Below are 25779 nucleotides of genomic sequence, written 5' to 3' on the forward strand. Positions count from 1 at the left end.
GCTAAAGGCTAACGGGACGGGTGAGCCAGCGGCAGTTCCAGAGAGTCCGAGACAGCGGGAAGCGAAACCTATTCCGCCGCCCCCGCAGACCACGCAGTCGATGACCGCTGGGCTCGCCGATGCCGCCGGGATCGACGTCCGCCGCGGGGTGGCGTTCGCGACGCCCGCGGGCGGCCCTCTCCGCCTCGACCTGTATCGCCCCGCGTCGAGCGCCGAGAGGGACGCCGGATCGGACCCGCGACGGGCCGCCCTGGTGCTCGTGCCCGGGAACGGGTGGCGGGAGGTCGACCGGGCCGCGATGGCCCGCTACGCGCTCGACCTCACGGAGCGGGGGTACGTCTGCGTCGTTCCGGAGTACCGCGGCAGCGACGCGGCCGCGTTTCCCGCCGCTACTCTCGATCTGAAGGCCGCGGTCCGGTGGGTCCGCGCGGCGGGCGAGGAGATCGGCGTCGACCCCGCGCGGATCGGGGCGTTCGGCCACGACGCCGGCGCACATTTGGCTGTCCTGGCGGCGTTGACCGCCGACGCGGAGGCGTTCGCGCCCGATCCCGAGGCGGTCGCTCCGGACGTCGCCGCCGCGAGCGACGCGCTCTCGGCCGTCGTCGGCGTCGCGGGGACGTACGTCCTCGAACACCAGCCCGCGACCGAGGACCTCGTCGCGTTCCTCGGCGGCGACCGGGAATCGAACCCCGACGCCTGGACGCGGGCGTCGCCGTCGACGTACCTCGGTGGGGGCGACGACGGGGACCCGCTCGGCCGACGGGGCGACGTCGCACCGCCGATCTTACTCCTCCACGGCGAGGAGGACGCCCTCGTCCCGGCGATGGCCTCCGAGTTGTTCTACGACATCCTGGAGGAACACGACGTCCTCGCCGAGTGCGTCGTCGCCGCCGAGGCCGGCCACGACGTCCACGAGACCCAGCGGGCCTTCACGCTGAGTTGGACCGAGGGGTTCCTCGACCGTCATCTGCGGTGAGTGACGGCGTCCGCAGGGCAACCCGGTGAGTGGCGTCGCCGGCGGGGGCGACAGAACGCCGCCGCGAGGACGTTTCTCTCAACTATCACTTTACGGGTAGGTGTCTGACGTACGTTTATGTGACCGGAGACGCGCTATCTACCCTATGAGCAACCGCGTGGAGGAACTCGAGTCGAAGGTCGCGGAGCTACAGGCCGCCGTCAACGGCCTGACAGAAGAGCTGGTCGAGACGAAGGAACGAGTCCGCCTCCTCGAGGAGGAGGTCGAGGTCGACCTCGCGGCGGGCAGCCGCCCCGTCGGCTACGACACGCCGGAACAGACGTCTGAACCGGAATCGACGTCCGAATCGGAATCGGCGTCCGAGTCCGACGCCGGGGCCGTCGAGGAGTCGGAGGCGGCGTCCGAAGTCGATCCGAGTGACCCCCTCAGCGAGTCCCCCGCACAGGCCGAATCGCGGCGCGAGACGTCCGCACAGGGAGCCGACGACGCGGACTTCATCGACGCCGACGCGGACGAACAGATCCCCAGCGAGGTCGATTCGCAGGGCGACGAGACTAAGGCGAACGAGAGTGAGGGAGACGACGAGGCGGCGACCGAAGACGACGACATCATCGTCGCGTAATCGGGCGCTCCGCCCGCCACGAGCAACCCATGCACATCAAAGAGCTCGTCCTCGACGGTTTCAAAAGCTTCGGGCGGACCACGCGAATCCCGTTCTACGAGGACTTCACGGTCGTCACGGGGCCGAACGGCTCCGGGAAGTCGAACATCATCGACGGCGTGCTGTTCGCGCTCGGACTGGCCCGAACGCGCGGCATCCGCGCCGAGAAACTCACGGATCTGATCTACAACCCGGGCCACGCCGACGGGAGCGACGACGGCGAGAGCGAAGCGAGCGGCCCCAAGGAGGCGACGGTCACCGTCGTCCTCGACAACGGCGACGGGACGCTCGACCGCGCGCAGGTCGTCAACGCCGCCGGCAGCGACAACGTCGGCGACGTCGACGAGATCCGGGTCAAGCGCCGGGTCAAGGAGACCGAGGACAACTACTACTCCTACTACTACCTCAACGGCCGCGCTTGCAACCTCTCCGACATCCAGGACCTCCTCGCGCAGGCGGGCATCACCCCCGAGGGCTACAACGTCGTGATGCAGGGCGACGTCACCGAGATCATCAACATGACCGCCTACCAGCGGCGGGGCATCATCGACGAGATCGCCGGCGTCGCCGAGTTCGACGCGAAGAAGGAGGACGCCTTCGAGGAACTCGACGCCGTCGAGGCTCGCATCGAGGAGGCCGACCTCCGGATCGAGGAGAAGGAGGATCGGCTGGCGCAACTCGAAGACGAGCGCGAGACCGCTCTGGAGTACCAGTCGCTCCGCGAGGAGCGCGAGGAGTACGAGGGCTACCAGAAGGCCGCCGAGCTCGAAGACAAGCGCGAGGACCTCGAATCGACCGAGAAACGGGTCGAGAAGAAGGAGTCGACGCTCGCCGAGCACCGGGAGGAACTCGACCGCCGCGAGGGTCGGGTCACACGCCTGGAGGACGAACTCGACGAGCTGACGAAGGAGATCGAGCGGAAGGGCGAGGACGAACAGCTCCGGATCAAATCCGAGATCGAGGAGGTCAAAGGCGAGATCGACAGGTTGGAGAACGCGATCGAGGCGGCCGAAGAGCGGATCGAGGACGCCGAGAGCGAGCGGCGGAACGCGTTCGTCCAGCTCGACCGGAAGCAGGAGGAGATCGACGACCTCGACGAGGAGATCCGCTCGGTCAAAGTCGAGAAGGCCTCCGTGAAGTCCGACGTCGGCTCGCTCGAGACCGACCTCGCGGAGGTGCAGGCCGAGATCGACGACGTCGACACCGAGTACGACGAGCTGAAGGCCGAACTGAGCGAGAAGAAGGAGCGCCTCGAGGAGCTGAAGACCGAGAAGAACGAGCACCAGCGCGAGAAGGACCGGCTGCTCGACGAGACGCGCCGGCGCGCCACCGAGATCTCCGAGGCCGAAGACGAGATCGAGGAGCTGCGAGAGACGATTCCCGACCTGAAGGCCGAGGTCTCGGACCTCCACTCGGAACTCGACAAGGCCGAGAAGAACGAGTCGAAGATCGAGGGGATCGTCGAGGAACTGCGGGAGGAGAAGGCCGAACTCAAAGAGGAACTCGACGAGGTCGTCGAGGAGATCCAATCGAAGCAATCGGAGTACGCCACCTTAGAGGCCAGGGCGGGCGACGACGGCGACAACTCCTGGCCGCGGGCGGTCACGACGATCCAGAACGCCGGGCTCTCCGGGGTCCACGGAACCGTGGGCGAACTGGGAGCGGTCGACGGCGAGTACGCCAGCGCCTGCGAGACCGCCGCCGGCGGCCGGCTCGCGCACGTCGTCGTCGACGACGACGGCGTCGGCTCCGACTGCATCGACTACCTGAAGTCCCGGAACGCCGGGCGGGCGACGTTCCTCCCGATCACGAAGATGGAGGACCGCGGCCTCCCGCGACTGCCCGACCACCCCGGCGTCGTCGACTTCGCGCGCAACCTCGTCGACTACGACGCCGAGTACGAATCGGTCTTCTCGTACGTGCTGGGCTCGACGCTGGTCGTCGAGGACATGGAGACCGCCCGCGACCTGATGGGCGACTACCGGATGGTGACGCTCGACGGCGACTTAGTCGAGCGCTCCGGCGCGATGACCGGCGGCTCCGGCGGCGGCTCGCGGTACTCCTTCTCGAAGTCCGGCGGCGGTCGGCTCGAACGGCTCGCCGAGGAGATCGAGGAGTTGGAGGACCGACGCCGGAGCCTCCAGGCGGAGGTCAGAGAGAAAGAAGAGGACATCGAGGACGCCCGGAGCCGCGCCTCCGACGCCCGCGATCGGGTCCGCTCGCTCGAATCTGACGTCGAGGACGCCGAATCGGACGTCGAAGACGCCGAGGGCGAGATCGAGGAACTCGAAGCCGAGATCGAGCGGCTCCGCGAGGAGCGAGCGGAGGTCGACGAGGAGATGCGGGAGATCGACGCCGAGATCGACGAGATCGACGAGGAGATTTCCGACGTGCAGGCGGAGATCGACGACCTCGAATCGGAACTGGCCGACTCGAAGATCCCCGAACTGACCGCCGAGGCCGAGGAGATCGAGGCCGAGATCGACGAGAAGGAAGAGCGGATGGACGACCTCGACGGACGGCTCAACGAGCTCCAGCTCCAGCGGCAGTACGCCGAGGAGACGATCGAGGACCTCGAGGAGACCGTCGAGAGCGCCCAGGAGAAGAAGGCCGACGCCCGCGACGTCATCAGGCAGAAGGAGGCCGAGATCGAAGAGCGCGAGGCGGAACTCGAAGCCAAGCGCGAGGCCGTCGAGGAACTCGAAGAGGAGCTGAAAGAACTGAAGTCCGAGCGGTCGGACCTGCAGGCGACGCTGCGGGAGGCCAAGAGCGAGCGCGACGAGAAGCGCGACGAGGTCGATCGGATCGAATCGAAACTGGAGTCGCTGCGCGACAGCGTCGAGCGGCTCTCCTGGGAGATCGACGAGCTCGAATCGGAGGTCGGCGAGTACGACCCCGAGGCGATCCCCGACCACGACGAGGTCGAAGCCGAGATCGACCGGCTCACAGAAGAGATGGAGGCGCTCGAACCGGTGAACATGCTCGCGATCGACGAGTACGACGAGGTGAACGCGGAACTGGAGGACCTGAAGGAGCGCCGCGACGTCCTCGTCGAGGAGCGCGAGGCCATCGAGGAACGGATCGACCGCTTCGAGGCCCAAAAGAAGGAGACGTTCATGGACGCCTTCGACGCGATCAACGAGAACTTCACCGAGATCTTCGAGCGGCTCTCCGACGGCACGGGCGAACTCCACCTCGAGAACCCCGAGGACCCCTTCGAGGAGGGACTGACGATGAAGGCCCAGCCCGGCGACAAGCCGATCCAGCGGCTGAACGCGATGTCCGGCGGCGAGAAGTCGCTCACGGCGCTGGCGTTCATCTTCGCGATCCAGCGGCACAACCCCGCGCCGTTCTACGCGCTCGACGAGATCGACGCGTTCCTCGACGCCGCCAACGCCGAGCGCGTCGGCGAGATGGTCGACGACCTCTCGGGGGACGCCCAGTTCGTCGTCGTCTCGCACCGCTCGGCGCTCTTAGAGCGCTCCGAGCGCGCCATCGGCGTGACGATGCAGGGCGACAACGTCAGCGCCGTCACCGGCATCCAGTTGGGCGACGACGAGAGCGAGGAGGCGGAGGTGCCCGCGGATGACTGACTCCGCCGGGTCGCCGCCGCGGAGCGAGGTGTTCCCCGACGGCGTCGACGTCGGCGACGACGACCGCTCGGGGGGACGCAGCGGGACGGGCGGCTCCGGCGGCGGTCCGCCCGGTGCCGACCGAACGGACGTCGACGATGACGAAGTCGAACCCGTCGAGCTCCTCGTCCAGTTGGCCGAGGAGGGCGAGATCGACCCCTGGGACGTCGACCTCGTCGAGGCCACTGACGCCTTCCTCGACGCGCTCGACGAGACGGACCTCCGCACCTCCGGGCGGGCGCTGTTCTACGCGGCCGTCCTCCTGCGGATGAAGAGCGACGCGCTGTTAGAACCCGACGAGGAGGAGGAAGCGGAGCCGGAGCCGTGGGAGGCCGCCCTCGAAGGCGGCGGTCCGATCGCCGAGGGCGGGGCCGACGACGGGAGTGCCGGGCCGGGTTTCGATCCGATCGACACGCTCGAAGCCGAGATGGACCGGCGACTCGAACGCAAGGACGCCCGGGGGTCGCCGGAGACGCTCGACGAACTCGTCCGGGAGCTCCGGGAGGCCGAGCGACAGTCGTGGTGGAAGCGCCGCCGCGAGTACGACACCTCCGACTCGCCGCACGGGCACAGTCGCGGGACGCAGACGCTGGATTACCGCTCGGCCGACGAGTTCCGCGAGGCGGACGAACCGACCGCGGCGGACGTGACCGGCACGGCCCACACCGAGGACATCGAGACGTCGATCGCGGCCGTCCGCGACGCGGTCGACGTCCACTACGACAACGGCCGCGACGAGGTGCTGTTCGCCGAGGTCGCGGACGCCGCCGAGACGCCGGTGACGACGTACCTCGCGCTCCTGTTCCTCTCACACCGGAGCGAGGTGCGACTACAGCAGGACGACCTCTTCGGCGACCTCTGGATCCGGAACCCCGACGCGACGTTCGACGAGAGAGAATCCGACGTCGAGTCCGAGGAGGCGATGATCCCCGCCGCCGACGACGACTGATACTGATTACTCTCACTTTGTGCCACCGGGCGCCACCCCCGTCGCCGGCGCTCGACGAAAAGAGACGAGAGTACTCAGTACGTGACCGCGGCGAGATCGCTACTCGACGTACTCGCCGATCAGCGGCTCCAGGTCCGCCTTCGTCGCGTCCGGGATCGCCTCGTCGGGCGTGTTGATCGTCCCCGCGAGCGACGTGTGGCAGTCACACTCGTGCTCGGCCGGGAGCTCCCGAATCGCCGCCTCGACGGTCTCTTTGATCGCCGTCTCGTTCTCCGCGGCGTTTTCGAGCACCTCTTCGAGCGTGACCTCGCTGTCTTCCTTCCAGACGTCGTAGTCGGTGACGCCGGTGACCGTCGCGTAGGCCATCTCCGCCTCGCGGGCGAGTTTGGCCTCCGGGATCGTCGTCATCCCGATGACGTCCCAGCCCTGCTCGCGGTAGAACTCGCTCTCCGCGCGGGTGGAGTACTGCGGCCCCTCGATGCAGACGTAGGTGCCGCCGCGGACGACGTCGGCGTCGGTGGCGGACGCCGCCGCGTCGGCGAGGATCTCGTTGAGCTCCGCACAGTAGGGGTCGGCGAACGGCTGGTGGACGACGACGTCCTCGTCGAAGAACGTCAGATCGCGGTGTTTCGTCCGGTCGTAGATCTGATCCGGGATCACGAGCGTCTGCGGCGGGAGGTCCTCGCGGAGGCTCCCGACGGCGTTCGAGGCGAGGACGTGCGTGACGCCCATCTGCTTCAGCGCGAAGACGTTCGCGCGGTACGGCAGCGTCGTCGGCGAGCGCGCGTGATCGGGGCCGTGCCGCGGCACGAAGACGATCTCCCGACCGGTGTCGCCGAACTCGCCGACCGTCAGCGGCGCGGAGGGCTTCCCGAACGGCGTCTCGACGTCGACTTCCCGCGTGTCTTCCAGCGGCAGGGCGTCGTAGATTCCGCTCCCGCCGATGAATCCGATGGTCATGGGCGACGGTTCGGGCGCGGGCGCTAAAATCCAGTGGGTCTCGGGCGTGGCCGGGGTCCAGAGAAGTTTATATACGAAGCCGGATCCAGACGGGCCGTGCGCTGAGAGCAGCCCCGCGTCGGGTAGCGGTTGTCCGGCACGTCGACGCGGGGGTTCGATCGGCCGCCGGTCGGGCGAGGGGCTGGGGGCCGATCCGAGCGGGTGCCGGCTGTTCGCCATTATAGTAGCGTTTGCAACTAATTGCTCATCCGATCGCACGCTGTCGTGCGATCGAGTGAGTGAAGACTTGAAAACGCTACTATATCGCAAGCGCCGCGAGACCAGTGAGCGGAGCGGCAGGGGATCCGTCGGTCCGGGACGGGAGATATGCCGGCGGAGTCACACGACGACGCCGCTCTGCAGGATCGCGATCAGGGCCGTCAGCGTGACGACCGAGACCATCGTCGTCGCGAAGATCGCCGTCGAGACGAACTCGGTGACGGGGACGCCGGCGACCTCGCCGTCGGCGAACTCGCCGACGAGGATGAGCGGCGTCACCGCCGACGGCATCGCGCCTTCGAGGACGAACGTCCGCGCGACCGCGGGGTCCGAAAACCCGACTGCGAGAGCGACGCCGACGCCGATGAACGGCACGACGACCATCTTCAGTCCGACGACGCCCGCGACCGCAGACAGCGTCGATCCGACGTTCGTTCTGGCCAGCTGGATCCCGAGGAGCAAGAGCATCACCGGGATCGCCGAGTCGCCGACGAGCCGGAGCGTCGACATCGCCGTCGAACCGACGGGCGGGACGAGACCGAGCGCCCGGACGACGAGTGCGACGGCGACGGCGTAGACAAGCGGCACGCTGAACACCCGTCGGACGCCCTCCAGGCGGTTCTCGGCGTTTCCGCGGGAGGCGATGTACACGCCGACGGTCCAGATGAGCACTGCCTGGACCGAGAGGTACACGACGGCGGTCGCGCGGCCGGTGTCGCCGAACGCGAAGTTCGAGACGGGGACGCCGTAGTTGCCCGTGTTGGGGAACGCCGCGACGAGGACGACGGCCGCGAGCGCCGTCTTCGAGACGCCGAACAGCCGTCCGGCCGCCTCCGCGACCAGGACCGTGAGGACGTGAAAGAGCAGGATCGCGACCGTGATTCGGGCGAGCGTCGACTGCGCCAGCGTCGTCGTCGCGAGGCTGTGAAACACCAGGGCGGGCGCGAGGACGTAGACGACGACCGTGTTGAGCGCGTCGGTCTCGACGTCTCGGAACCGCCCGAGGAGGTAGCCGACGCCGCCGACGGCGACGATCGGGAGGATCGCGGTCGCGAAGACGGAGACCAGAGAGACCACGTGGAGGGGGAGTCGGAGTCGCTACTCAAGCGCTTCGGTCGACGGACGGGAGGGAATGTCGGGTGTACGCACCGAGCGCGGGCCGATCCGGCCGTATGCGTCACGGTCGATCCGACCGTACTACGCGCCGATGCCCTCGTTGTCGATCAGCCGCCACGCCTCGCCGTCGGCCGATTCGACGTACCCGCGCCGCTCCATCTCGCTCATCACCTCTGTCATCCGATCCGGTTGGGCGATCTCCATCTCGATCCGATCGACCGAGTGAAACTCCGCGAGGTAGTGGCGGACGTCCTCGACCTCGAAGGTCTCCTCGTCGGCCTTCTCCATCACGCCGGAGACCAGGTCGATCATGTCCTCGATGAAGTTCCACGGGTAGACGATCCAGGTCCACTCCTCCAGTCGCTCGCCGACGAAGTCCGGGTCGAACTCGCTGGTCTGCAGCAGTTGCAGCGTCGCGGTTCGGACCTCGCCGGCGTCTCGGTCGGTCACGTACTCGTAGGCGCGCTCGATCGAGCCGCCGGTGTCGGCGATGTCGTCGATGATGAGGACGTCCTTCCCCTCGACGCTCCCCTCGGGCATCGGGTAGCGGACCTCCGGCTCGCCGGCCTTCTGTGCGGTCCCGACGTAGTGTTCCATCTTCAGGCTCGTGAGGTCGTCGAGCCCGAGGAAGTCACAGATGCACCGACCCGCGAACCAGCCGCCCCGGGCGAGCGCCACGACGACGTCCGGTTCGAACTCGGCGGCCTTCACCTGGTCGCTGACGTCCCGACAGAGCCCGTAGATGTACTCCCAGTTAGTGATCGTGCAGTTGAACTGATCGGGCAGGTCGCCCATAGATTTCGGTCACCGTTCGATAAACGGTGGGGCCGGTTCCTTAATCTATCCGTCTCGGGCGTCGGCGTCGGCGGTCGCCAGTCGGCGCGATCGTCGAGGGGAGACTTTTCAGGGGCGGTCCCGTCCGCCTGCGTATGGACACCCGACGCGCGCTGCTCGTCGACGCCTTCGCGGCCGAACCCCTCGCCGGCAACGTCGCGGGCGTCGTCCCCGATGCGAGCGGCCTCGCCGACGAACAGATGCGGGCGATCGCACGCGAACTCGGCGCCAGCGAGACGGCGTTCGTGCGCCCCTCCGACTCCGCGGACCGACGACTCAGGTTCTTCTCGCCGACCCAGGAGGTCGACCTCTGCGGCCACGCGACCGTCGCCGCGCACGCGCACCTCCACGAGGACGGCGTGGTCGACCCCGGAGAGCACACCGTCGAGACGAACGTCGGCGACCTCGCGATCGAGATCGAGGCCGACGGAACCGTCTGGATGACGCAGAACCACCCGCGGGTAGAGCGCGTCGACGTCGACTACGACCGCCTGGGGAGCGCGCTGGGAATCGACCCCGCCGCCCTCCGGGACGTCGGGGCCGACGCGCCCACGGCGGTCGCCTCGACGGGGCTCCCCTTCCTGATCGTCCCCGTGAACTTCCTGCAGAACCTCGGCGCGGCCGACCCGGACCTCGGCGCGGTCGAGGCGATCGCCGACGAGCACGACGCCGCGGGCGTCTACGCGTTCACGTTCGACGCGCTCGACGCCGACTCGACGCTGCACGCCCGGGCGTTCGCGCCGTCGCTCGGGATCGCGGAGGACCCGGCGACCGGGACCGCGAGCGGGGCCTGCGGCGCGTACCTCCGCGAGATCGGTGCGTTCGACGAGTTCCCCGACGAGATGCGCTTCGAGCAGGGGCACTTCCTGGATCGACCGGGAGCGGTCCGCGTCCGCGTCGCCGGCGACGTTCGCGTCGGCGGCAGCGCGGTGACGTCGCTCGACGGACGGCTCGCTGTCCCCGCGGAGGAGGAAGACGGGATCGTCGAGGCGTGACGGCGTGAGAGACCGATAGACCGGTCTCAGCCGATGTAGCGCAGGTCGTCGTCGGTCGGCATCCCCTGCTGTTGGCTCTGCATCTCCTGGATCTTCTCTGCGACCTCCTTCATCTCCTCGGCGCGCTCCTCGAGGGAGTCGTAGCCGACCTCGAAGCCGACGACTTCCTCTAGGACCTCGAGGACGGCCTGCGCGCTGGAGGGATCGACGAGGTACCCGCTCGTCTCGCCCATCAGACACGCCGCGGGGAGGCCGCGGCGGCCGCCCAGTCCCAAGAGGAGGCCGCTGACGCCGACGATGCCGCCGGCGGGTTCGCCCTCGCGGAACTCCACGCCGGCGTCTTCGAGCGTCTCGATCTCCTCGGCGTCGGCGACCGCGCCGAGGACGTCGGGTTCCTCGACGAGTTCGCCCGTCGGGACGCCGCCGAGGGCGTACACCTCGCCGACGTCGTACGACTCGGCGACGTCGAGGAAGGTGTCGGTGATGTGGTAGTGCCCCGAGTGCGACTGCGCCTGGTGGTCGCCGGTCAACACGAGGAGGTCGCGCTCGCCGGCGTCGACGGCGTGGAACTCCGCGCACGCCAGCGAGGCGACGCCGTCGTCGTCGATGCCGACCTGCGGCGGGAACTCGTCGGCGTACACGCGGGCGACGAGTTCGGAGTCGAACTCCTCGAGGAGGTGTTCGGCGGCCAACTTGCCGACGTGACCGACGCCGGGGAGTCCCTCGACCAGCGCCGGTTCGCGGAGCGTCGGCTCTGCGACCGTCTCGATCTCGATGTCGTCCATACCCTCACTCGCGGACCCGGCGTTTAAGAGCGCGTCGGTACTCGCCGTAGGCGTCCTTGGGGTCGAACGGGGCGGGCGCGGAGTTCTCGGTCTCGCCGCCGCACTCCGGGCAGGTCGACGACAGCGAGTACACCGGCCGCTCGTGGGCGTCGCGCCAGGCCGCACAGACTCGGATGTCGGATTTCACGGTCGATTGAGTGGGTTCCGGAGCAGCGCCCGCCGTTACTCGTCGTCTTCGTGTCGTTCGCGGTGGTACTCGCCGGTGCCGCCGTCGGTCGCGATGGAGTCGCTGGCGCGGCCGGCGGCCGCCTCCAGCGCGTCCTCGGCGGTCTTGTAGTCGGGCGCGCGGACCTGGATCCGGTACTCGGGCGCACCGACGTAGGTGACCTCGAGTTCGATCTCCTCGGGCACGGAGTCGCCGTCGCCCTCGGCGGCCTGGAGGGCCTCCTTGATCCGGTCGACGCCGTCGCCGGTCGGACACCGGAGGTCGACGTAGCCCGTGACGTTCACGTACGGGACGGAGACGTTCTCTCGGGCCGTCTGGACGACCGCCTCGATCGCGTCGTCGTCGAGGTCGACGTCTTCGAGCGCGTCCGTGCCGTGGATGGCGGCCGCCTCGAAGCCGTCGTAGAGCGACTCGAACTCCGCGAGCAGCGCGTTCGCGACCTCACGGTAGCGCTCGTCCGTGAGGTCCTCGCCGAAGGCGACCTCCATCCAGTTGTCGGCCTTCTGCTCGTTCTTCCACTCCTGGATCTTGTCCTTGCGCTGGTGCTCGTTGACGTCCTTGATCGAGAGGTCGATCTGCTGGGAGCCCTCGTCGACGTCGAGCACCTTCGCCACGACGGTCTGTCCGACGTTGACGTGGTCGCGGACGTTCTTGATCCAGCCGCTCGCGACCTCGCTGATGTGACAGAGGCCGCGCTTGTTCTCGTACTCGTCGAGGTCGACGAAGACCCCGAAGTCCGTGATTTCGTCGACCTCGCCGACGACGAGCTCACCCGTCTCGGGCCAACCGCTGTACTTCATATATTGGAACCTCCGAAGGGAGACTTACGCCTCGACCGAGCGTCGTTCGACCGTTTCGACGACCTCGCCGTGGATCTCGGCGTCGCCGCCGGTCGGCGTCGCGAGCGTCGTTCCGCAAACGGCGCAGTTGACGGTCGTCGAGGCCTTGCCGAAGACGACCTGTTCGTTGTCGCAGTCCGGACACTGAACGCGGTAGAAGTTTCCTGCCATCGTTACTCCTGGAACGTGAGACGCCCGGCGCGCCATCCCTCTCGCATGTGAGCCTTGCCGCAGTCCGAGCAGATGTACTTCAGGTGCGTCTTCTTCGTGGGCTTGTCGCCACCGGGCACCTTCGAGAACTTGCCGGCGTTCCCGATGACCGCCTTGCCGCGGCGGGTCTGTCGCGCGTTCCACTTCATTCCCGTGGAGCGTCCCGTTCGGACCTTCTCGACCTCGTGCTCGTGGTGCCCGTCGCAGTTCGGGCAGTACGTGTTGAATCGGCGTGGCATTTCCATAGATATCGACCTTGGGCCCAATTCGACATCGTCAGTTAAAACCCGTTTGGTTCGGACCGACGCCGGTAGGAGCGCACAGCGAGCGGAAGCGGCAGCGGTCCGTGCGAGGAGAGACGCGGGGACGCCGACCCCGGCCGTCTCCGACGACCCGTCTCCGAAGCGATTAAGCCCCGACTGAGCCAACGACGACGCATGAAGAAGGTCATCATCCGCGGAGACCCCGACATCGGTCGCGGCGCGACCATCGAAGTCGACGGCGAGGAGGTCGTCTGCTTCTCGATCGACCGCCAGAGCGACTACCACGGCGCGGACCGCCCGCAGCTGTGGTGCACCGTCGGCACCGAGGACGAGCGCGAAACGTTCGAGAAGCGGCAGTTCGTCCCGCACTTCCTGGACGTCGTCGCCGTCGACGCCGAGGCCGTGACGGTCGTCGAAGAGCGCGGCGCGTAACTCTCGCCGACGTCCCGGCCCTTCTCACGCGACGAGCGGTCGATCACCGGGCGGTCCTCCCCGGGTCAGCCGTCGTCGAGCGCCGCGAGGTCGACCGCGTAGACCGTCACGTCGCCCGATCGGTGCGCGACGTCGATCGCGTCGCTCCCGAACGAGACCGAGCCGTAGCGGGCGCGCTCGCCCGGCCCGACCCAGATGTACTCGACCTCGTACTGCCGGAGCAGCCGTACGCGCTCGGATTCGTTGCCGGTGTACATCGCGTCGACGTCGCGGACGCGCTCCCGGTACGCCGCCCGGCCTCGGTAGCCGACCTCGTGTCGCCACCCGGCGACCGTCGGGACGCCGGTGAGACTCGACGCGGGGTTGGCGTGCCAGCTGTACATCACGCTCGGCCGTCCGTCCGTCCCGCCCGCATAACGCGCGGTTCCGGGCGCTTCGAGCATCGTCGGCTGCCCGTCCCGCGCGTCGACCCAGTCGATCGCCGCCGCGTACTCCGGGTGGTCGGTCTCGACGAACCGCGTCGCGTCGAGCGTCGGCTCGCCCGCCGACGCGCGGTCGAAGTGGGCCCCGAGCGCGAGGACGCCGTAGACGCTCGTCGACGCCACCAGCGCGATCACGAGCGCGACGGCCGCGACGCGGTGCCACGGGACGCCGCGAATCAGTCGGGCGATTCGAGCGCCGGCCCCGTTCGATCCGCCGGCGTCGGGGGGCGCTTCCGAGGGGGAGGCCGACGCCGCCTCGGACTGGGAAGCCGTCGTCGACCGCGAGAGGAGCGACGAGAGCGCGACGCCCATCGCCGTCCCCCAGAACACCCACACCTGCGAGTAGGTCTTGAACACGGTGTTCATACGACCGGGACCGGCCTGCTCGTTCACGTACACCAGTTCGACGATGGTGGCCAGTCCGGCCCCGGCGACGACGAGGACGGCGCCGTAGCCGACCGACTCCGAGGCGCGGAGGCCCACCCACGCGAGGACGAGAAGCGGCACCGACACCGCGAGCGCGGCGAAGCCGATCTGCGTTCCGACGACGACGGCCGCGGCGAGCGCGCCGAGGAGGAACCACGGCCGCTCGATCCGGGTCTCGGCGCAGAGCCACGCGCCGAGGCCGACGACGAACGCGCCGTGGACGAGAAGCAGCGCGCCGAGACCGCTGCGCATCCCCGGGCCGAGGAGTTCGATCGACCGCTCGCCGCCGCCCGTCGCCGCGCCGAGGAGGAACGGCGACGCGAGACCGGCCGCGAGGACGGCGGCGAGAGCGGCGGCGAGCAGGGCCGCCGCGATCCGCCCGAGCTCGCGCGTCGCGGCCGACGTCGGCGACGAACCGGCCGGGACACCGCCGTCGCCGGAACCGTTCGTCGGCGCTCGGAATCCCCCGAGTCGCCGGAGTCGCCCGAATCGCCGAAGCCGACTCTGCCCGGGCAGCAGCGTCCAGGGGTCGGCGGGCGCGAACAGCGCCGCCAGCCACCCGAGCGCGAGCACGCTCGGGAAGCTCCACGTGCTCTGGACGGCCTGCCAGGCCCCCAGAATCGGGAAGACGACGAACAGGAGGACGCGTCGCCGTCGCAGTTCCGATTCGGGAGTCCGGTAGTACGCGTACCCGACCGCCGCGGCCAGCAGCAGCGCCGGCGTGCCCATCATGTGCGCGTGGAGGTCGCCGTTGAGCCACGCGAACAGCGGGAACTCGTTGATCGTCCCTGGGATGACCCGCGAGGCGCTCCAGTAGCTGAACGAGTCCGCGCCCGCGAGGATCCGCTCGACGGTGTAATCGGTCCGCCCGGCGACGAGTTCGGCGGCCCTGCGCCCGAGCGACCCGGGGAGCGACAGGAGCGCGAACCGGCCCGCAGTGACGAGGTTGCTCGCGAGACCGACGAAGAAGACGGCGAGCGCGCCGGCGATACGCCGGCGGGACTTCGGGTCCGAGAGGCGACCGCCGGCGGTGGCGACCGACCGAGCGCGGTCGGCGCTCACTGCACCCGCCAGCTCGAAGGCCGCAGTGACCAGAGCGGCGTAGAACCCGGCGAGTGCGAGGTTGTAGGCGAACGCGGGGGGCGTGGCCGTCAGCCACGCCAGCAGCGTCGCGGTCAGGTGGCCGCCGTAGTAGTACTTCACCGGCTCGTTCGCGAACCAGAAGTCCTCCGGCGGGAGGACCGTCGACCGTTCGAGCGTCTTCAGGAGCCCGAAGTCGAGGAACTTCTCGCCGCCGACGGGGTAGACGGCCGGGTCGAACGCGCGCACGGCGACGACGAACGCGAACCCGAGGAGGAAGACCGCCGCGGCGTCGGTGGCGGCGTCGCGGTCGACGTCGACCGCGAGGCGGACTTGCCCGCGGCGAAGCGCGGCGAGGTCGAGGCCGGCGAGGGCGCTGGCGAGCAGGAGCGTCGCGACGCCCGCGGCGAGCGCGATCGGTCCCCAGGTCACCTGGCCGACCCAGTAGGCGGGGACGCTGAGGACGACGAGCGACGCGGGCACGGCGAGTCCCGCTCCCCGTCCCGTGCTCCGCGGGAGAAGCCGGGCGACGAGCGGGAGACCGAGCGCGAAGAGCGCGAGATAGAGGACCAGCCAGCGGGCGACGAGGGCGTACTCCATTCTCCGTATCGCAGGGACCGAGACGGCGGGACATACGCTTTGTGATGCGGCGGCCGGCGAGCGTGCCACAGAGCACACCCCCTCGGACCCGTAGCGGTTCGTTTTTTACCCAGAAGCGGATATCCTCCCCTGATGAACCGCTCCGTCGGGATCGTCGTCCCCGCCTACCGGCCCGACCCCGAACGTCTCGGCGGCTACCTCCACGCCCTCGACGAGCACCTCGACCCCGCCGTCCTCCGCGTCGAGGTCGACGCCCCCAGGTCGGACCTGCGCGAGCGGCTGGGAGCCCTTCCCGACTGCGTCGAGTTCTCGACCGCCGACGCCCGGCGCGGGAAGGGCGCGGCGATCACCGCCGGGTTCGAGGCGCTCTCCGACGCCGTCGACGTGCTGGCCTTTGCCGACGCCGACGGCAGCACCCCGGCCGACTCCTTCGCGGCCGTCGTCGACGCCGTCGCCTCGGGCGAGTTCGACCTCGCGACCGGATCGCGCCGTCACCCCGACGCCGACGTCGCCTCGCATCAGACCTTCGCGCGGCGCCGCCTCGGCGACGGGTTCGCCTGGCTCGCGCGGCGGTTTCTGGACGTCCAGCTCTACGATTACCAGTGCGGCGCGAAGGCGCTCACCGCCGAGACGTGGCGATCGGTCCGCGCACACCTCTACGAGCCGGGGTTCGCCTGGGACATCGAACTGCTCTCGGTCGCCGGCGCGCTGGACTGTCGGATCGGGGAGGTCCCCGTCCGCTGGGAGGACCGCCCCGAGTCGACCGTCTCGACCGTCGGGACGACGCTGCGCCTCGCCCGCGCGCTGGTGACGTCGCGGCACCGCGCCCGGTTGCTGCGCGAGGACCGCGTCCACGAACTGCTCGACGCCCGGAGAGCGAACGAACCGTCGCTCGTCGACCGCCTCGCCGCGGCGGAGGCGGCAGAGCCCGCCGAGGCGGACTGAATGGTCCGCGAGACGGTCGACGCGCTCGTCTCGGGCGTCCGCTTCGGGAAGTTCGTCTCCGTCGGCGCGATCGGCGCCGTCTTCGACGTCACCACGACCACGGCGCTCATCGTCGGCTTCGGCGTGCTCGGCGAGTACGCGAAGCTCGTCGGCGCGGAGGTCGCCATCGTCGTGATGTTCGCGATCAACGAGCGCTGGACGTTCTCCGAACTCGGCGCGCCCGGGGCGCTCCCGACGCTGAAGCGCTTCCTGCGCTCGAACCTCGTGCGCAGCGGCGGCCTCGCCGTCCAGTTCCTGATCGTCCGCGCGCTCAGGCAACTCGATGTTTCGGTTCCGGTGTTCGGCTTCGACCTCTGGCAGTTGATCCCGATCCCGATCGCGATCGGCGCGTCGATGTTCCTGAACTACGTCGCCGAGAGCCTCATCACCTGGCGCGTGACGCGGTCGTAGGGGCGGGAGCGAGCCCCGTGCTACTTCGGGTGAAATTGCCACACTGCGGGCGAAACACAACCCTTAACCGTAACCCACGGCTTCGTTTCAGTAGCGGGATGGGATAGCCAGGAGATTCCGCCGGGCTCATAACCCGGAGACCGGTAGTTCAAATCTACCTCCCGCTACTTCTCCTGAACTTCGACCTCCAAACGCTGGGTCTCCCCTCAGCACCCCATCGAGTTCAGAATCACAGCGACGAGTGAATTTGAACCGAGGAGCGAAGCGACCGTGGTTCAAATCTATCTCCCGCTATTTCTCCTGACCCTCGACATCGAGAGCGGTCTCTCCGCCGGCACGGCTGACCCGCTCAAAAGTCGATTCGCCCGCCAGAAGAGAGGTCCCGCTCCTCGGAGAGCCCCGGTTCGGCTGCGTCCCACTCGTCGCCAGTGAGATAGACGGCACCGTCGTCGACGGTCACCTCGAAGGTGTCGAGGACGGCCCCCTCGCAGGGGCCGAAGTCGCAGTGGCCGCTGGACTTCTCGAACGTCGCGCCGTGTTTCTGACAGACGATCTCGCCGTTCCTGACGAGCGCGCTCGACCCCTTGTCGAGGCGGACATCCCGCCAGTGCGGGCAGTAGTTCGTGAACGCGACGACGGTGCCGTCGTCGAGGCGGGTGAGGAGCCCCTCGGTCTTCTCGAAGCCGTCCTTCGCGGTGAAGACGACCGTCTCCCCGGCGGTGACCTCCTCGGCCGCGACGATGCGGCGGTCCTCGTCCATAGCGCGGGTTTGCGGTAGAGTAATTCAAGCGTGACGGTTTCGCGTGGCGGTCAGTTCGATCCGTCCCCGCCGTAGTGTGCCGCCTCGACGCGTTCGTCGTAGAGCCGCCGGAAGAGGGTCGTCACCGGGCCGCCCCCGACGTCGATGCCGTCGACAGTCCCGACCGGTCTGATCTCCCAGGTAGAGTTCGTCACGAACGCCTCCGTCGCCTCGCGGAGGTCGTCGGTGGTGAAGGCGCCCTCCCGGACCGGAATCCCCTCTTCGGCGGCGATGTCGAGCACCTCCGCGCGGGTGATCCCCGGGAGGACGGGGCCGTCGAGACTCGGCGTGCGGAGCGCCTCGTCGTCGACGAAGAAGAGGTTGCTCGTCGCGCCCTCGGCGAGGTGACCCTCGCCGTCGAGCATCACCGCCTCGTCGGCGTCGGAGACGCGGAGTTCCAGCCGCGCGAGGATGCCGTTCAGGTAGTTGTGCGTCTTCGCCCGCGAGGGGAGCGCCGCGTCGGGAATCCGCCGCGTCTTCACCGTCTGGAGCGCGGCGGGCCCGTCCCAGATCGGGTCGCTGCCGACGCCGCCGCGCGGGAGCGGTTTCACCTGCACGACGACCGTCGGGTCGACGTCCGGACTCGGCGTCAGTTTCCCCGGCTGGACGCCGCGGGTCACGGAGAGTTTCACGTACGCGTCGTCGAGGTCGTTCGCTTCGAGCGTCTCGTCGACGCGCCGTTTCAGCCCGTCGGCCGAAAGGCCGTGATCGAGCGAGATCGCCGCCGCCGAGCCGGCGAGGCGGTCGGCGTGGGCGTCCCAGCGGAACACGTCGCCGCCGTAGGCTCGCAGCGTCTCGAACACGGCGTCGCCGTACATAAACCCCCGATCGCGGACGCTCACGGTCGCCGAATCGGCGGAGACGAGGTCGCCGTCGACGTGGTAGGTGAGGTCGCTCACCGGCACCGAGCCCCCCGGATCGGAACCGTCCGGTTACGACTCGTCCCGTGCACGGTCGACCCAGTCGGAGACGCGTTTTTCGGAGACGTCGATCTCCTCGGCGACCTCCTCGGGGTCGGCCGCAGCGAGGTCTGCGACGCTCTCGATGTCGACCGAGCCGAGACGTTCGGCGTACGCGGGACCGATCCCCTTGAGCGTCTCGACGGGGTCGCTCGATCCCCCAGATTCGTCGGTTCCCTCCTCGGTGTCGTCCTCATCCTCGGATTCAGCGGTCTCCCCCTCAGTTTCGTCTTCATCCTCGGAGTCGTCAGTCTCCCCCTCGGGTTCGTTCTCATCCTCGGAGTCGTCAGTCTCCTCCTCGGGTTCGTTCTCATCCTCGGAGTCGTCCGCCTCGTCGGAACCCTCCGACTCGTCCGGCTCATCCACGGAGTCGTCGGCGACGTCCGGTTCCTCGCCTCCGTCCCCGTCCCCGTCGCCTTCGGGAGCCTCGGTCGGGGCGACGGCTTCGCCCGGTTCCTGTCCCGTCGCCTCGTCGACGAGCGTCTCCGTCGACGCCGACGCGTCGGTCCCGGCCGCAGCGGCCTCCCCGGTGGTTTCGACGTCGTCCTCTTCGGAGTCGGGGACGACCTCCTCGTCGCCCTCGCCGGCCGTTTCGACCGCCTCGGCCGGCTCTCTCCCCTCGGCTTCGTCGACGAGGGTCTCCGTCGACGCCGACGCGTCCGTCTCGGCGGCGACTCCCTCCGGGGGAGCGTCCCCCTCGCCTTCGTCCGTCGCCTCGTCTCCAGCCGTCTCCTCGTCGGAGGCGGCCACGTCCGCGTCGGCCCCCTTGATCACCGATTCGGTCGTGGCGTCGGCCGCATCGCGACCGGCGTCGGTCTCGCGCTCGACGGAGACCGTCCCCTCGGTGCGGGACGACTCCGACGTGGACGCCCCGTCCGACGACGATTCGGAGTGATCGGATTCGCCGCCGAAGAGCGATCGCAGCGACGACAGGATCGTATCGAAGATACTCATCGTATCGTGGGTATGTCCGTCGAGTATTTAAAAATCGGTCCGTAACGACCGCGGATCAGCGGGATGGGCTCCGAGGCACTCATCGACCCGTCGGCGCAGCGCCGGCGCCGGTGTCCCCGTTTTCGTTCGCGTCGCCGCCAGCGTCGCGTCGGCCCACTGATTGATTCCGCCTACGCCGTCGGTCCGCGAATGCGTCAACCCCCGTCTACGCGTCGGCCTCCTCCGCGTCGGCGTCCGTCTCCGCGTCGGCCGTCTCGGCGTCGGCCGTTTCCCCGTCGGCGGTCGAATCCGCGTCCGCCGCCTCCTGCAGTTGGCTCCGGAGCTGTGGCATCGTTCCGGTGAGTTCGCCGACGAGTTCCTCGGCGTCCGCGATCGAGGTGAGCAACTCCTCGACGGACTCGACCTCCGCCTCCAGGGAGTCGGGGTCGTCGAAGGCGTCCGCGCGCTGGCCGACGATGAACGTCTTCTTCGCCTGTCGGAGGTGCTCCTGGGCGTCGTCGACGTCGAGCGCCGATCGGAGCGCGTTCAGCACGCCGAGGACGTTGTCGGCCTCGGCCTCCCAGACGGCGTCGGGGTCGGGCAACTCGGCCCGCGCGTCCGCGAGGTGGCTCTCGACCTCCTCGCGCATCTCCGCGGCGGCCTCTCCGAACAGGTCGTCGTCCGCGAGCGTGCTCTGACTACTCATACCGTCCCGTTCGTCGGCCGAGGGGTTAAAAACGAGCCCGAAAGTGAAAGTGAAATCCGGCGGTTCGACCGACTTCCTCCGGGGTTACTCCTCGACGGCGACGAGTTTCATAAGCGGGTAGTCGTCTTCCATCTCCATCCGGGTGCGAACGCCGACGTCCGCGTACTCGATTCGCATCTCGACGTCGAGGAACCTGCCCGTCAGTTCCGTGTAGTCGGCCGACCGTGCGGCCAGTTCCTCGGCGATCCGGTCGGTCCGGACGTCGACGTCGACGTCGACGCAGTGCGGTTGGTTCTCGATGGCCTCCTCGATCGCGCGGCCGAGACTCCCGGCGCTCTCGGGGCTAACGGGCGTCCCCGCGAACTGGTGGTAGAGCGAGCCGAACTTGATCCCGGCCTCGAAACAGGCCTGTTCCGCGTCGGTGGGCATAGTCGATCCACGGCGCCGGGGGAAAAAGGGGTGTCGTCGCCGCGATGGCGTCGGGGACGCGACGGCCTTCGACCCGCGGCCGCCACGGAACCGAGGAGGGAACGTGTCACTGGCGTATCACCGGCGCGAATCGGACGTTTCTTGGCTCCCCTGCACGGATAGGTGGGTGAATGGACGAGCCGGTTCTCTTGACAGGGGCGGGCGGACGCGTCGGACAGGCCATTCTGCGCCACCTCGGTGAGGCGTTCGAGTGGCGGCTGCTGGACAGGGAACCGCTCTCGAGCGCGAAGCTTCCCGCGGGCGTCGACCGCGACGACGTGTACGTCTCTGACATCACCGACGAGGCCACGGTCCGGCACGCCGTCGACGGCTGTCGCGCCGTGATCCACCTCGCGGGCGACCCGCGTCCGGAAGCGCCGTGGGACAGCGTCCTCCAGAACAACATCGACGGCACGCAGACGATGTTCGAGGCCGCCGTCGAGACCGGCGTCGAGAAGTTCGTCTTCGCCTCCTCGAACCACGCCGTCGGCGCGTACGAGACCGACACGCGCACGCCGGATATGTACCGGCCGGACGACGACTTCCGCCTCGACGGGACCGAACTGCCCCGTCCGAGCAACCTCTACGGGGTGAGCAAGGCGACCGGCGAGGTCCTGGGCCGGTACTACCACGACCACCACGACATCTCCGTCGTCAACGTCCGCATCGGCAACCTCACCGAGGGGCACCCGCCGATCGACTACGAGCGCGGGCAGGCGATGTGGCTCTCCTACCCCGACTGCGCGCACCTCTTCGAGCGCTGCGTGCTGGCGGAGTACGACTACGAGATCGTCTACGGCATTTCGGACAACGACCGGAAGTACTACTCGATCGACCGCGCCCGCGAGATCTTAGGGTACGACCCGCAGGACAACTCCGCGGAGTGGAACGGCGACGAGCACGTCGACGGCGACCGCCGATAGCGACGGACGACCCGCGGACGCGGGACAGTCCGAGGAGGTTCACTCGCCGTCTCAGGTTCAGTCGCCGTCCCAGGCGTCGTGTTCGCGGATCTCCTCGCGGGCCGCCTCACAGTCGTCTTCCGATCGGAGTTCGAGGGCGTCGACCGCCCGCGAGCGCGTCTGTCTGTCGGCGACGCTCGTGCCGTCGGCCGTCTCGAACCGGAAGTTCGGGGTCGAGGAGCCGAGGAGGTCCGACCCGCCCGATTCCTCCACGACGGTCGGGAGAACGCCGTGTTCGGCGAGCACGCCGACGAGTTCGTCTCGCCCGTCGTCGAGGGCGTCTCTGATGTCGTCTTGGATCACCATATCCGAGAGGACGTACGCGCCGCATCTCGTTCAGTTTTTTGTCCGGCCGGAGTCCGTACCGTGGCGGTCCGAACGACGGCCGAAGAAGACGGAACGTCGACGGCCGAGCACCGGTCGACGAGCCAGCAGCCCGGCCGGGAGTCGACCGGACGAACGGAGCCCGGCCGTCAGTACAGCTCTCTCTCGCGCTCTTCGCGCTCGCGACGCTCGCGTTCCGCCGCTTTCTGCTCGCGGCGGCCACGGAGGTACTGTCGGACGCCCGGGATGAGCTTGTTCTTCAGATCCAGCGCGAACGAGACGAGCCCGTACGCCCAGAAGAAGAACAGGAACGTCACCGCCCCGACGTACGCGAGGAGGCTCGCCTCGACCATCAGTCGTCCCCTTCGACCTCCGCTTCTCCGGCGGCGCCCGAACCGGGAGTCTCGACGAGTCCGTGCGTGAGGGCGTCGCCGTTCGAATCGAAGAGGTGGAGTTTCGAGCGGTCCAGCACCACCTCGACGTCCTGTCCCTCGCCGATGTCGCTGTCGGGATCGACGCTCATCAGGATCTCACCCGGATCCGACCCCTCCTCCATGCTGCCGCCGACGTCGACGTCCTCGGTCACCAGGTAGACGAAGATCTCGTCGCCCATCGGTTCGAGGACGTCCGACCGCGTCGAGACGGCCTGGGTCGGATGCGCGATCTCGTCGCGGTCGGCGGTGACGTACACGTCCTCCGGTCTGACGCCCAGCGTCACCTCCTGCCCGGGCGTCACGCCGACGGCGGTCGGATCGAACTCGACGTGGACGTCGCCGTAATCGGAACTGAACCCGGTGTCGGTGACCGAACCGGAGATGGTGTTCATCGAGGGCGACCCGATGAACGTCGCCACGAACAGGTTCGCCGGCTCGTTGTAGCACACGAGCGGGGGTGCGATCTGCTGGAGTTCGCCCGCGTCGAGCACGGCGATCCGGTCCGACATCGTCATCGCCTCCGCCTGGTTGTGCGTGACGTAGATGATCGTCGTGTCGAGTTCGCGGTGGAGCCGCTGGAGCTGGGTCCGCATGTGGACGCGGAGCTTCGCGTCGAGGTTCGCCAGCGGCTCGTCCATCAGGAACACGTCCGGGTCGCGGACGATCGCCCGCGCGATCGCCACCCGCTGTCGCTGCCCGCCGGACATCTCGTCGGGCATCCGGTCGAGCATCCCTCCGAGTTCGACGACTTCGGCGGCCTCGTCGACGCGGCGGTCGATCTCCTCTTTGTCGTAGTCGCGGAGCCGGAGCCCGAAGGAGATGTTCTCGTAGACGTCCATGTGCGGGAACAGCGCGATGTTCTGGAACACCATCGAGATCCCGCGGTCCTTCGGCGGGAGGTTCGTCACGTCCCGGTCGCCGATGCTGACGGTCCCTTCGGAGGGCTTCGTCAGCCCCGCGACCATCTCCATCGTGGTCGATTTCCCGCATCCGGACGGTCCGACGAGACAGACGAACTCGCCGTGCCGGATGTCGAGGTTCATATCGTTGACCGCCGTTACGTCGTCGTAGTGCTTGGTTACGTCTTCGAGTTGTACTCGTGCCATAGTTACTCCTTGAGCGCTCCGGAGGTGAGTCCGCTAACGATTTTCTCCTGTGCGACCACGACGAGGATGGCGACGGGAATCACCGCGATGATGCTCCCGGCGGCCATCACGCCGTAGGTGACCTCGAACTGTCCGGCCCGCTGGAGGCTGAGAAGCCCGCCGACGATCGGCGCCCAGTTCTCCGGCTGACCGTTGTTCATCAGCTGGCTGAAGAAGAACTCGTTGTAGACCGCGATGAACGTGAGGACGCCCGCGGTCGCGACCCCCGGTGCCGACAGCGGCACGATCACTCTGAACAGCGCGCCCAGGCGGGTCGTGCCCTCGACCCGGGCGGCGTCCTCTAAGCCGTCGGGGATCTGGCCGTAGAACGTCGTGAGGATGAAGATCGACAGCGGCATAAACAGCGAACTGAACGGGAGGATCATCGCCCCCGGCGTGTTGTAGAGGCTCAGTCCGCTCACCACGTTGCCGGTGAACAGTTGGTACAGCGGAACGAAGAACGCCGCCGGCGGGAAGTAGCTGATCGCCAGGATGAGAAGCATCAGCGGCTGGCGGCCGGGGAACTCCAGTCGGCCGAACACGTACCCGGCCAGGCTGGCTAGGAACAGGACGATGGCCGTCGTCGACAGCGCCAGCACGATGCTGTTGAGCATGTACCGGAGGAAGTTGATCCGGTCGAACACGTCGAGGAACACGCCGAACTCGAGCGTGCTGAGTTGCGGGAGAACCGCCAGACTGCCGGTGTCGGGCGTCACCGCGAGCACCAAGAGGAAGTAGAAGGGAAAGAGCGTCGTCAGGAGGAAGAAGATCGTCGCCACGTAGAACATCGCGCGGTAGGCGCGCTTCGGGTCCTTGATCGCCTTCCCGACCCACCGCTGGAACGGTCCCCGGCTGAGTTCGGGTTCGCGGCGTTCGGACTGGACGCCGCCGTCGGAGCGCGTCGATCCGTCGCTCATTGTCCACCCCGCACGTAGCCCACGATGTACACGGAGACGGCCACCGCGATGATCGCCGCCGTGATGAACGCGATCGTCGCGGAGGAGCCGAGCATCCGGTTGTTGAACGTCGTGACCACCAGACAGGACAGCGACGGGACGGTCGTGCACCCGGCGACGGTCTCGATGAGACCGTACACCCGCATCGCCTGGATCGTGCGGAACAGCATCGCCACCATCACCGTCGGCAGGATGATGGGGAAGGTGACGTACTTGAACCGCTGCCAGGCCGACGCGCCCGCGACCTTCGCGACGTCGTAGAGGCCGCGGTCGATCGACTGCATCCCCGCGAGGATCAGGAGCGCCATGAACGCCGTCGTCTTCCAGACGTCGGCCACGATGGCGATCATCGTCGCGTCCTGCGCGTTCGCGAGCGGCGTCGTCGACAGCAGACCCAGTTGGTTCAAGAACGCGGGGTTGTCGGACGTCCCGACGAGGAACCCGACGTTCGGCTGGAACATCAGGTAGAAGATCATCCCCTGGACGACGATCGGGATCGCCCACGGCAGGATGATCGCCACGCGGACCCACCGCCGGCCGCGGAAGTCCTGATCGAGGACGAGCGCCTGCACGAACCCGATGAGCGTCTCGAAGAACACGCTGATGACGGTGAAGATGACCGTCACCGCGAGCGCGCTGTTGAAGAACGCTCGCGTCGTCAGGGCCTCCGGGAGGAACGGCGACGGCAGCAGCGCCGTGCGTTCCCCGGTGATGATCGCCACGTAGTTCCCGATTCCGATGAAGTTCCCGACGCTCGCCTGGCCGAAGCTGTCGGCGAACATCGAGATCCGGAACGTCGACAGCAGCGGCCAGAAGGCGATGACGCCCAGAAGCAGGAACGCGGGCGTCAAGAGGAGGTACGCGTACTGCGTCTCCGAGAGGTTCTCCATCCAGCCCACCGCAGACGCGTACACCCCGCGGTCGCCGCTCTCGGGCGTCTCTCCCGTTCGGTGTTCAGTACTCATAGTATCGAC

The 25779-nt window shown here is 68.3% G+C and carries 28 protein-coding genes and 1 tRNA gene; 10 read left to right on the top strand and 19 right to left on the bottom strand.

The genetic code is table 11. From position 1 onward, the window contains the following. Positions 1-100 precede the first annotated feature (100 nt). The 4 genes from DV707_RS13380 (at position 101) to DV707_RS13395 (ending at position 6218) form a co-directional block, all read left to right on the top strand. Positions 101-976, top strand: coding sequence for an alpha/beta hydrolase (locus DV707_RS13380; RefSeq protein ID WP_103992801.1), 876 nt, complete (start codon positions 101-103; stop codon positions 974-976). A 145-nt stretch (positions 977-1121) separates the two neighbouring features. Continuing rightward, on the top strand, positions 1122-1598 hold the full coding sequence (locus DV707_RS13385; protein ID WP_103992802.1) for a DUF7518 family protein: 477 nt from the start codon (positions 1122-1124) through the stop codon (positions 1596-1598). 29 nt (positions 1599-1627) lie between these two features. Beyond that, positions 1628-5230: a chromosome segregation protein SMC gene (gene smc / locus DV707_RS13390; RefSeq protein ID WP_103992803.1), complete on the top strand. Its 3603-nt coding sequence runs from the start codon at positions 1628-1630 to the stop codon at positions 5228-5230. Beyond that, on the top strand, positions 5223-6218 hold the full coding sequence (locus DV707_RS13395) for a segregation and condensation protein A (protein WP_103992804.1): 996 nt from the start codon (positions 5223-5225) through the stop codon (positions 6216-6218). Before smc ends, DV707_RS13395 begins: the two co-directional genes overlap by 8 nt. A gap of 99 nt (positions 6219-6317) precedes the next feature. On the opposite strand, the gene mtnP is transcribed toward DV707_RS13395, so the two are convergent. The 3 genes from mtnP to DV707_RS13410 all read right to left on the bottom strand — a co-directional run bounded on the left by mtnP (position 6318) and on the right by DV707_RS13410 (position 9347). Continuing rightward, positions 6318-7178 carry an S-methyl-5'-thioadenosine phosphorylase gene (mtnP, locus tag DV707_RS13400; protein ID WP_103992805.1) on the bottom strand — a complete coding sequence of 287 codons (861 nt, stop codon included), beginning with the start codon at positions 7176-7178 and terminating at the stop codon, positions 6318-6320. A gap of 378 nt (positions 7179-7556) precedes the next feature. After that, on the bottom strand, positions 7557-8513 hold the full coding sequence (locus DV707_RS13405) for an AEC family transporter (protein ID WP_103992806.1): 957 nt from the start codon (positions 8511-8513) through the stop codon (positions 7557-7559). 120 nt (positions 8514-8633) lie between these two features. Further along, positions 8634-9347, bottom strand: a complete 714-nt coding sequence (locus tag DV707_RS13410) for a phosphoribosyltransferase (protein WP_103992807.1) — start codon at positions 9345-9347, stop codon at positions 8634-8636. 134 nt (positions 9348-9481) lie between these two features. On the opposite strand from DV707_RS13410, the gene DV707_RS13415 reads away from it, so the two are divergent. Then, a complete protein-coding gene (locus DV707_RS13415) occupies positions 9482-10381 on the top strand; it encodes a PhzF family phenazine biosynthesis protein (protein ID WP_103992808.1) in 900 nt (299 codons plus the stop codon). Between the two features lie 26 nt (positions 10382-10407). Here the strand turns inward: DV707_RS13415 and DV707_RS13420 are convergent, their stop codons facing one another. From DV707_RS13420 to DV707_RS13440, 5 genes are read right to left on the bottom strand one after another with little or no spacing between them, the layout of a single operon-like run. Next, positions 10408-11166: a proteasome assembly chaperone family protein gene (locus DV707_RS13420; RefSeq protein WP_103992809.1), complete on the bottom strand. Its 759-nt coding sequence runs from the start codon at positions 11164-11166 to the stop codon at positions 10408-10410. 4 nt (positions 11167-11170) lie between these two features. Continuing rightward, the gene (locus DV707_RS13425; protein ID WP_103992810.1) at positions 11171-11353 is read right to left on the bottom strand and encodes an RNA-protein complex protein Nop10; all 183 of its coding nucleotides are present in this window, start codon (positions 11351-11353) and stop codon (positions 11171-11173) included. A 35-nt stretch (positions 11354-11388) separates the two neighbouring features. Then, positions 11389-12192: a translation initiation factor IF-2 subunit alpha gene (locus DV707_RS13430; protein WP_103992811.1), complete on the bottom strand. Its 804-nt coding sequence runs from the start codon at positions 12190-12192 to the stop codon at positions 11389-11391. Between the two features lie 24 nt (positions 12193-12216). Continuing rightward, complete coding sequence (locus DV707_RS13435) at positions 12217-12402, bottom strand: 30S ribosomal protein S27e (RefSeq protein WP_103992812.1); 186 nt, start codon at positions 12400-12402, stop codon at positions 12217-12219. A gap of 2 nt (positions 12403-12404) precedes the next feature. Then, positions 12405-12686, bottom strand: coding sequence for a 50S ribosomal protein L44e (locus DV707_RS13440; RefSeq protein ID WP_103992813.1), 282 nt, complete (start codon positions 12684-12686; stop codon positions 12405-12407). A gap of 192 nt (positions 12687-12878) precedes the next feature. On the opposite strand from DV707_RS13440, the gene DV707_RS13445 reads away from it, so the two are divergent. Further along, complete coding sequence (locus DV707_RS13445) at positions 12879-13136, top strand: HAH_0734 family protein (protein ID WP_103992814.1); 258 nt, start codon at positions 12879-12881, stop codon at positions 13134-13136. 65 nt (positions 13137-13201) lie between these two features. On the opposite strand, the gene DV707_RS13450 is transcribed toward DV707_RS13445, so the two are convergent. Then, complete coding sequence (locus DV707_RS13450) at positions 13202-15724, bottom strand: DUF2298 domain-containing protein (RefSeq protein ID WP_103992815.1); 2523 nt, start codon at positions 15722-15724, stop codon at positions 13202-13204. Between the two features lie 132 nt (positions 15725-15856). Between DV707_RS13450 and DV707_RS13455 the strand changes: the two genes are divergently transcribed. The 3 genes from DV707_RS13455 to DV707_RS13465 all read left to right on the top strand — a co-directional run bounded on the left by DV707_RS13455 (position 15857) and on the right by DV707_RS13465 (position 17286). Beyond that, positions 15857-16669 (top strand): glycosyltransferase, encoded by an 813-nt coding sequence (locus DV707_RS13455; RefSeq protein WP_103992816.1) that lies wholly within the window; start codon positions 15857-15859, stop codon positions 16667-16669. After that, a complete protein-coding gene (locus DV707_RS13460) occupies positions 16670-17119 on the top strand; it encodes a GtrA family protein (RefSeq protein WP_103992817.1) in 450 nt (149 codons plus the stop codon). Between the two features lie 92 nt (positions 17120-17211). Beyond that, positions 17212-17286: transfer RNA gene (locus tag DV707_RS13465), tRNA-Met, on the top strand. 182 nt (positions 17287-17468) lie between these two features. Here the strand turns inward: DV707_RS13465 and DV707_RS13470 are convergent. From DV707_RS13470 to DV707_RS13495, 5 genes are all read right to left on the bottom strand, one after another. Then, the gene (locus tag DV707_RS13470; protein ID WP_103992818.1) at positions 17469-17879 is read right to left on the bottom strand and encodes a Rieske (2Fe-2S) protein; all 411 of its coding nucleotides are present in this window, start codon (positions 17877-17879) and stop codon (positions 17469-17471) included. 50 nt (positions 17880-17929) lie between these two features. Continuing rightward, entirely contained in the window at positions 17930-18817 is an 888-nt protein-coding gene (locus DV707_RS13475) for an aminotransferase class IV (RefSeq protein WP_394337416.1), read from the bottom strand. 33 nt (positions 18818-18850) lie between these two features. Continuing rightward, complete coding sequence (locus tag DV707_RS13480; protein ID WP_103992819.1) at positions 18851-19831, bottom strand: helix-hairpin-helix domain-containing protein; 981 nt, start codon at positions 19829-19831, stop codon at positions 18851-18853. A gap of 205 nt (positions 19832-20036) precedes the next feature. Beyond that, entirely contained in the window at positions 20037-20516 is a 480-nt protein-coding gene (locus DV707_RS13490) for a DUF5790 family protein (protein WP_103992820.1), read from the bottom strand. Positions 20517-20600: 84 nt separating this feature from the next. Continuing rightward, the gene (locus DV707_RS13495; protein WP_103992821.1) at positions 20601-20945 is read right to left on the bottom strand and encodes a dihydroneopterin aldolase family protein; all 345 of its coding nucleotides are present in this window, start codon (positions 20943-20945) and stop codon (positions 20601-20603) included. A 170-nt stretch (positions 20946-21115) separates the two neighbouring features. Between DV707_RS13495 and azf the strand changes: the two genes are divergently transcribed. Further along, a complete protein-coding gene (azf, locus tag DV707_RS13500; protein WP_103992822.1) occupies positions 21116-21907 on the top strand; it encodes an NAD-dependent glucose-6-phosphate dehydrogenase in 792 nt (263 codons plus the stop codon). Between the two features lie 57 nt (positions 21908-21964). Here the strand turns inward: azf and DV707_RS13505 are convergent, their stop codons facing one another. The 5 genes from DV707_RS13505 to DV707_RS13525 all read right to left on the bottom strand — a co-directional run bounded on the left by DV707_RS13505 (position 21965) and on the right by DV707_RS13525 (position 25770). After that, positions 21965-22252, bottom strand: a complete 288-nt coding sequence (locus DV707_RS13505; protein WP_103992823.1) for a hypothetical protein — start codon at positions 22250-22252, stop codon at positions 21965-21967. Between the two features lie 167 nt (positions 22253-22419). Beyond that, positions 22420-22623, bottom strand: coding sequence for a hypothetical protein (locus tag DV707_RS13510; RefSeq protein ID WP_103992824.1), 204 nt, complete (start codon positions 22621-22623; stop codon positions 22420-22422). Continuing rightward, entirely contained in the window at positions 22623-23810 is a 1188-nt protein-coding gene (locus DV707_RS13515) for an ABC transporter ATP-binding protein (RefSeq protein WP_103992825.1), read from the bottom strand. The genes DV707_RS13510 and DV707_RS13515 overlap by 1 nt, the downstream gene beginning before the upstream one ends. 2 nt (positions 23811-23812) lie before the next feature. After that, positions 23813-24766: a carbohydrate ABC transporter permease gene (locus DV707_RS13520; RefSeq protein WP_103992826.1), complete on the bottom strand. Its 954-nt coding sequence runs from the start codon at positions 24764-24766 to the stop codon at positions 23813-23815. Continuing rightward, a complete protein-coding gene (locus tag DV707_RS13525) occupies positions 24763-25770 on the bottom strand; it encodes a carbohydrate ABC transporter permease (protein ID WP_103992827.1) in 1008 nt (335 codons plus the stop codon). Before DV707_RS13525 ends, DV707_RS13520 begins: the two co-directional genes overlap by 4 nt. Between the last annotated feature and the right edge of the window lie 9 nt (positions 25771-25779).

This window comes from Halobellus limi (assembly GCF_004799685.1).
Taxonomy (GTDB): Archaea; Halobacteriota; Halobacteria; order Halobacteriales; family Haloferacaceae; genus Haloquadratum; species Haloquadratum limi.

Excerpts from the sequence above, each read along its gene's own strand:
- DV707_RS13380 (WP_103992801.1), top strand. The coding sequence starts at position 101 with ATGACCGCTGGGCTCGCCGATGCCGCCGGGATCGACGTCCGCCGCGGG.
- DV707_RS13385 (WP_103992802.1), top strand. The coding sequence starts at position 1,122 with ATGAGCAACCGCGTGGAGGAACTCGAGTCGAAGGTCGCGGAGCTACAG.
- smc (WP_103992803.1), top strand. The coding sequence starts at position 1,628 with ATGCACATCAAAGAGCTCGTCCTCGACGGTTTCAAAAGCTTCGGGCGG.
- DV707_RS13395 (WP_103992804.1), top strand. The coding sequence starts at position 5,223 with ATGACTGACTCCGCCGGGTCGCCGCCGCGGAGCGAGGTGTTCCCCGAC.
- mtnP (WP_103992805.1), bottom strand. The coding sequence starts at position 7,178 with ATGACCATCGGATTCATCGGCGGGAGCGGAATCTACGACGCCCTGCCG.
- DV707_RS13410 (WP_103992807.1), bottom strand. The coding sequence starts at position 9,347 with ATGGGCGACCTGCCCGATCAGTTCAACTGCACGATCACTAACTGGGAG.
- DV707_RS13415 (WP_103992808.1), top strand. The coding sequence starts at position 9,482 with ATGGACACCCGACGCGCGCTGCTCGTCGACGCCTTCGCGGCCGAACCC.
- DV707_RS13420 (WP_103992809.1), bottom strand. The coding sequence starts at position 11,166 with ATGGACGACATCGAGATCGAGACGGTCGCAGAGCCGACGCTCCGCGAA.
- DV707_RS13430 (WP_103992811.1), bottom strand. The coding sequence starts at position 12,192 with ATGAAGTACAGCGGTTGGCCCGAGACGGGTGAGCTCGTCGTCGGCGAG.
- DV707_RS13435 (WP_103992812.1), bottom strand. The coding sequence starts at position 12,402 with ATGGCAGGAAACTTCTACCGCGTTCAGTGTCCGGACTGCGACAACGAA.
- DV707_RS13440 (WP_103992813.1), bottom strand. The coding sequence starts at position 12,686 with ATGGAAATGCCACGCCGATTCAACACGTACTGCCCGAACTGCGACGGG.
- DV707_RS13445 (WP_103992814.1), top strand. The coding sequence starts at position 12,879 with ATGAAGAAGGTCATCATCCGCGGAGACCCCGACATCGGTCGCGGCGCG.
- DV707_RS13450 (WP_103992815.1), bottom strand. The coding sequence starts at position 15,724 with ATGGAGTACGCCCTCGTCGCCCGCTGGCTGGTCCTCTATCTCGCGCTC.
- DV707_RS13455 (WP_103992816.1), top strand. The coding sequence starts at position 15,857 with ATGAACCGCTCCGTCGGGATCGTCGTCCCCGCCTACCGGCCCGACCCC.
- DV707_RS13460 (WP_103992817.1), top strand. The coding sequence starts at position 16,670 with ATGGTCCGCGAGACGGTCGACGCGCTCGTCTCGGGCGTCCGCTTCGGG.
- DV707_RS13470 (WP_103992818.1), bottom strand. The coding sequence starts at position 17,879 with ATGGACGAGGACCGCCGCATCGTCGCGGCCGAGGAGGTCACCGCCGGG.
- DV707_RS13480 (WP_103992819.1), bottom strand. The coding sequence starts at position 19,831 with ATGAGTATCTTCGATACGATCCTGTCGTCGCTGCGATCGCTCTTCGGC.
- DV707_RS13490 (WP_103992820.1), bottom strand. The coding sequence starts at position 20,516 with ATGAGTAGTCAGAGCACGCTCGCGGACGACGACCTGTTCGGAGAGGCC.
- DV707_RS13495 (WP_103992821.1), bottom strand. The coding sequence starts at position 20,945 with ATGCCCACCGACGCGGAACAGGCCTGTTTCGAGGCCGGGATCAAGTTC.
- azf (WP_103992822.1), top strand. The coding sequence starts at position 21,116 with ATGGACGAGCCGGTTCTCTTGACAGGGGCGGGCGGACGCGTCGGACAG.
- DV707_RS13505 (WP_103992823.1), bottom strand. The coding sequence starts at position 22,252 with ATGGTGATCCAAGACGACATCAGAGACGCCCTCGACGACGGGCGAGAC.
- DV707_RS13510 (WP_103992824.1), bottom strand. The coding sequence starts at position 22,623 with ATGGTCGAGGCGAGCCTCCTCGCGTACGTCGGGGCGGTGACGTTCCTG.
- DV707_RS13515 (WP_103992825.1), bottom strand. The coding sequence starts at position 23,810 with ATGGCACGAGTACAACTCGAAGACGTAACCAAGCACTACGACGACGTA.
- DV707_RS13520 (WP_103992826.1), bottom strand. The coding sequence starts at position 24,766 with ATGAGCGACGGATCGACGCGCTCCGACGGCGGCGTCCAGTCCGAACGC.
- DV707_RS13525 (WP_103992827.1), bottom strand. The coding sequence starts at position 25,770 with ATGAGTACTGAACACCGAACGGGAGAGACGCCCGAGAGCGGCGACCGC.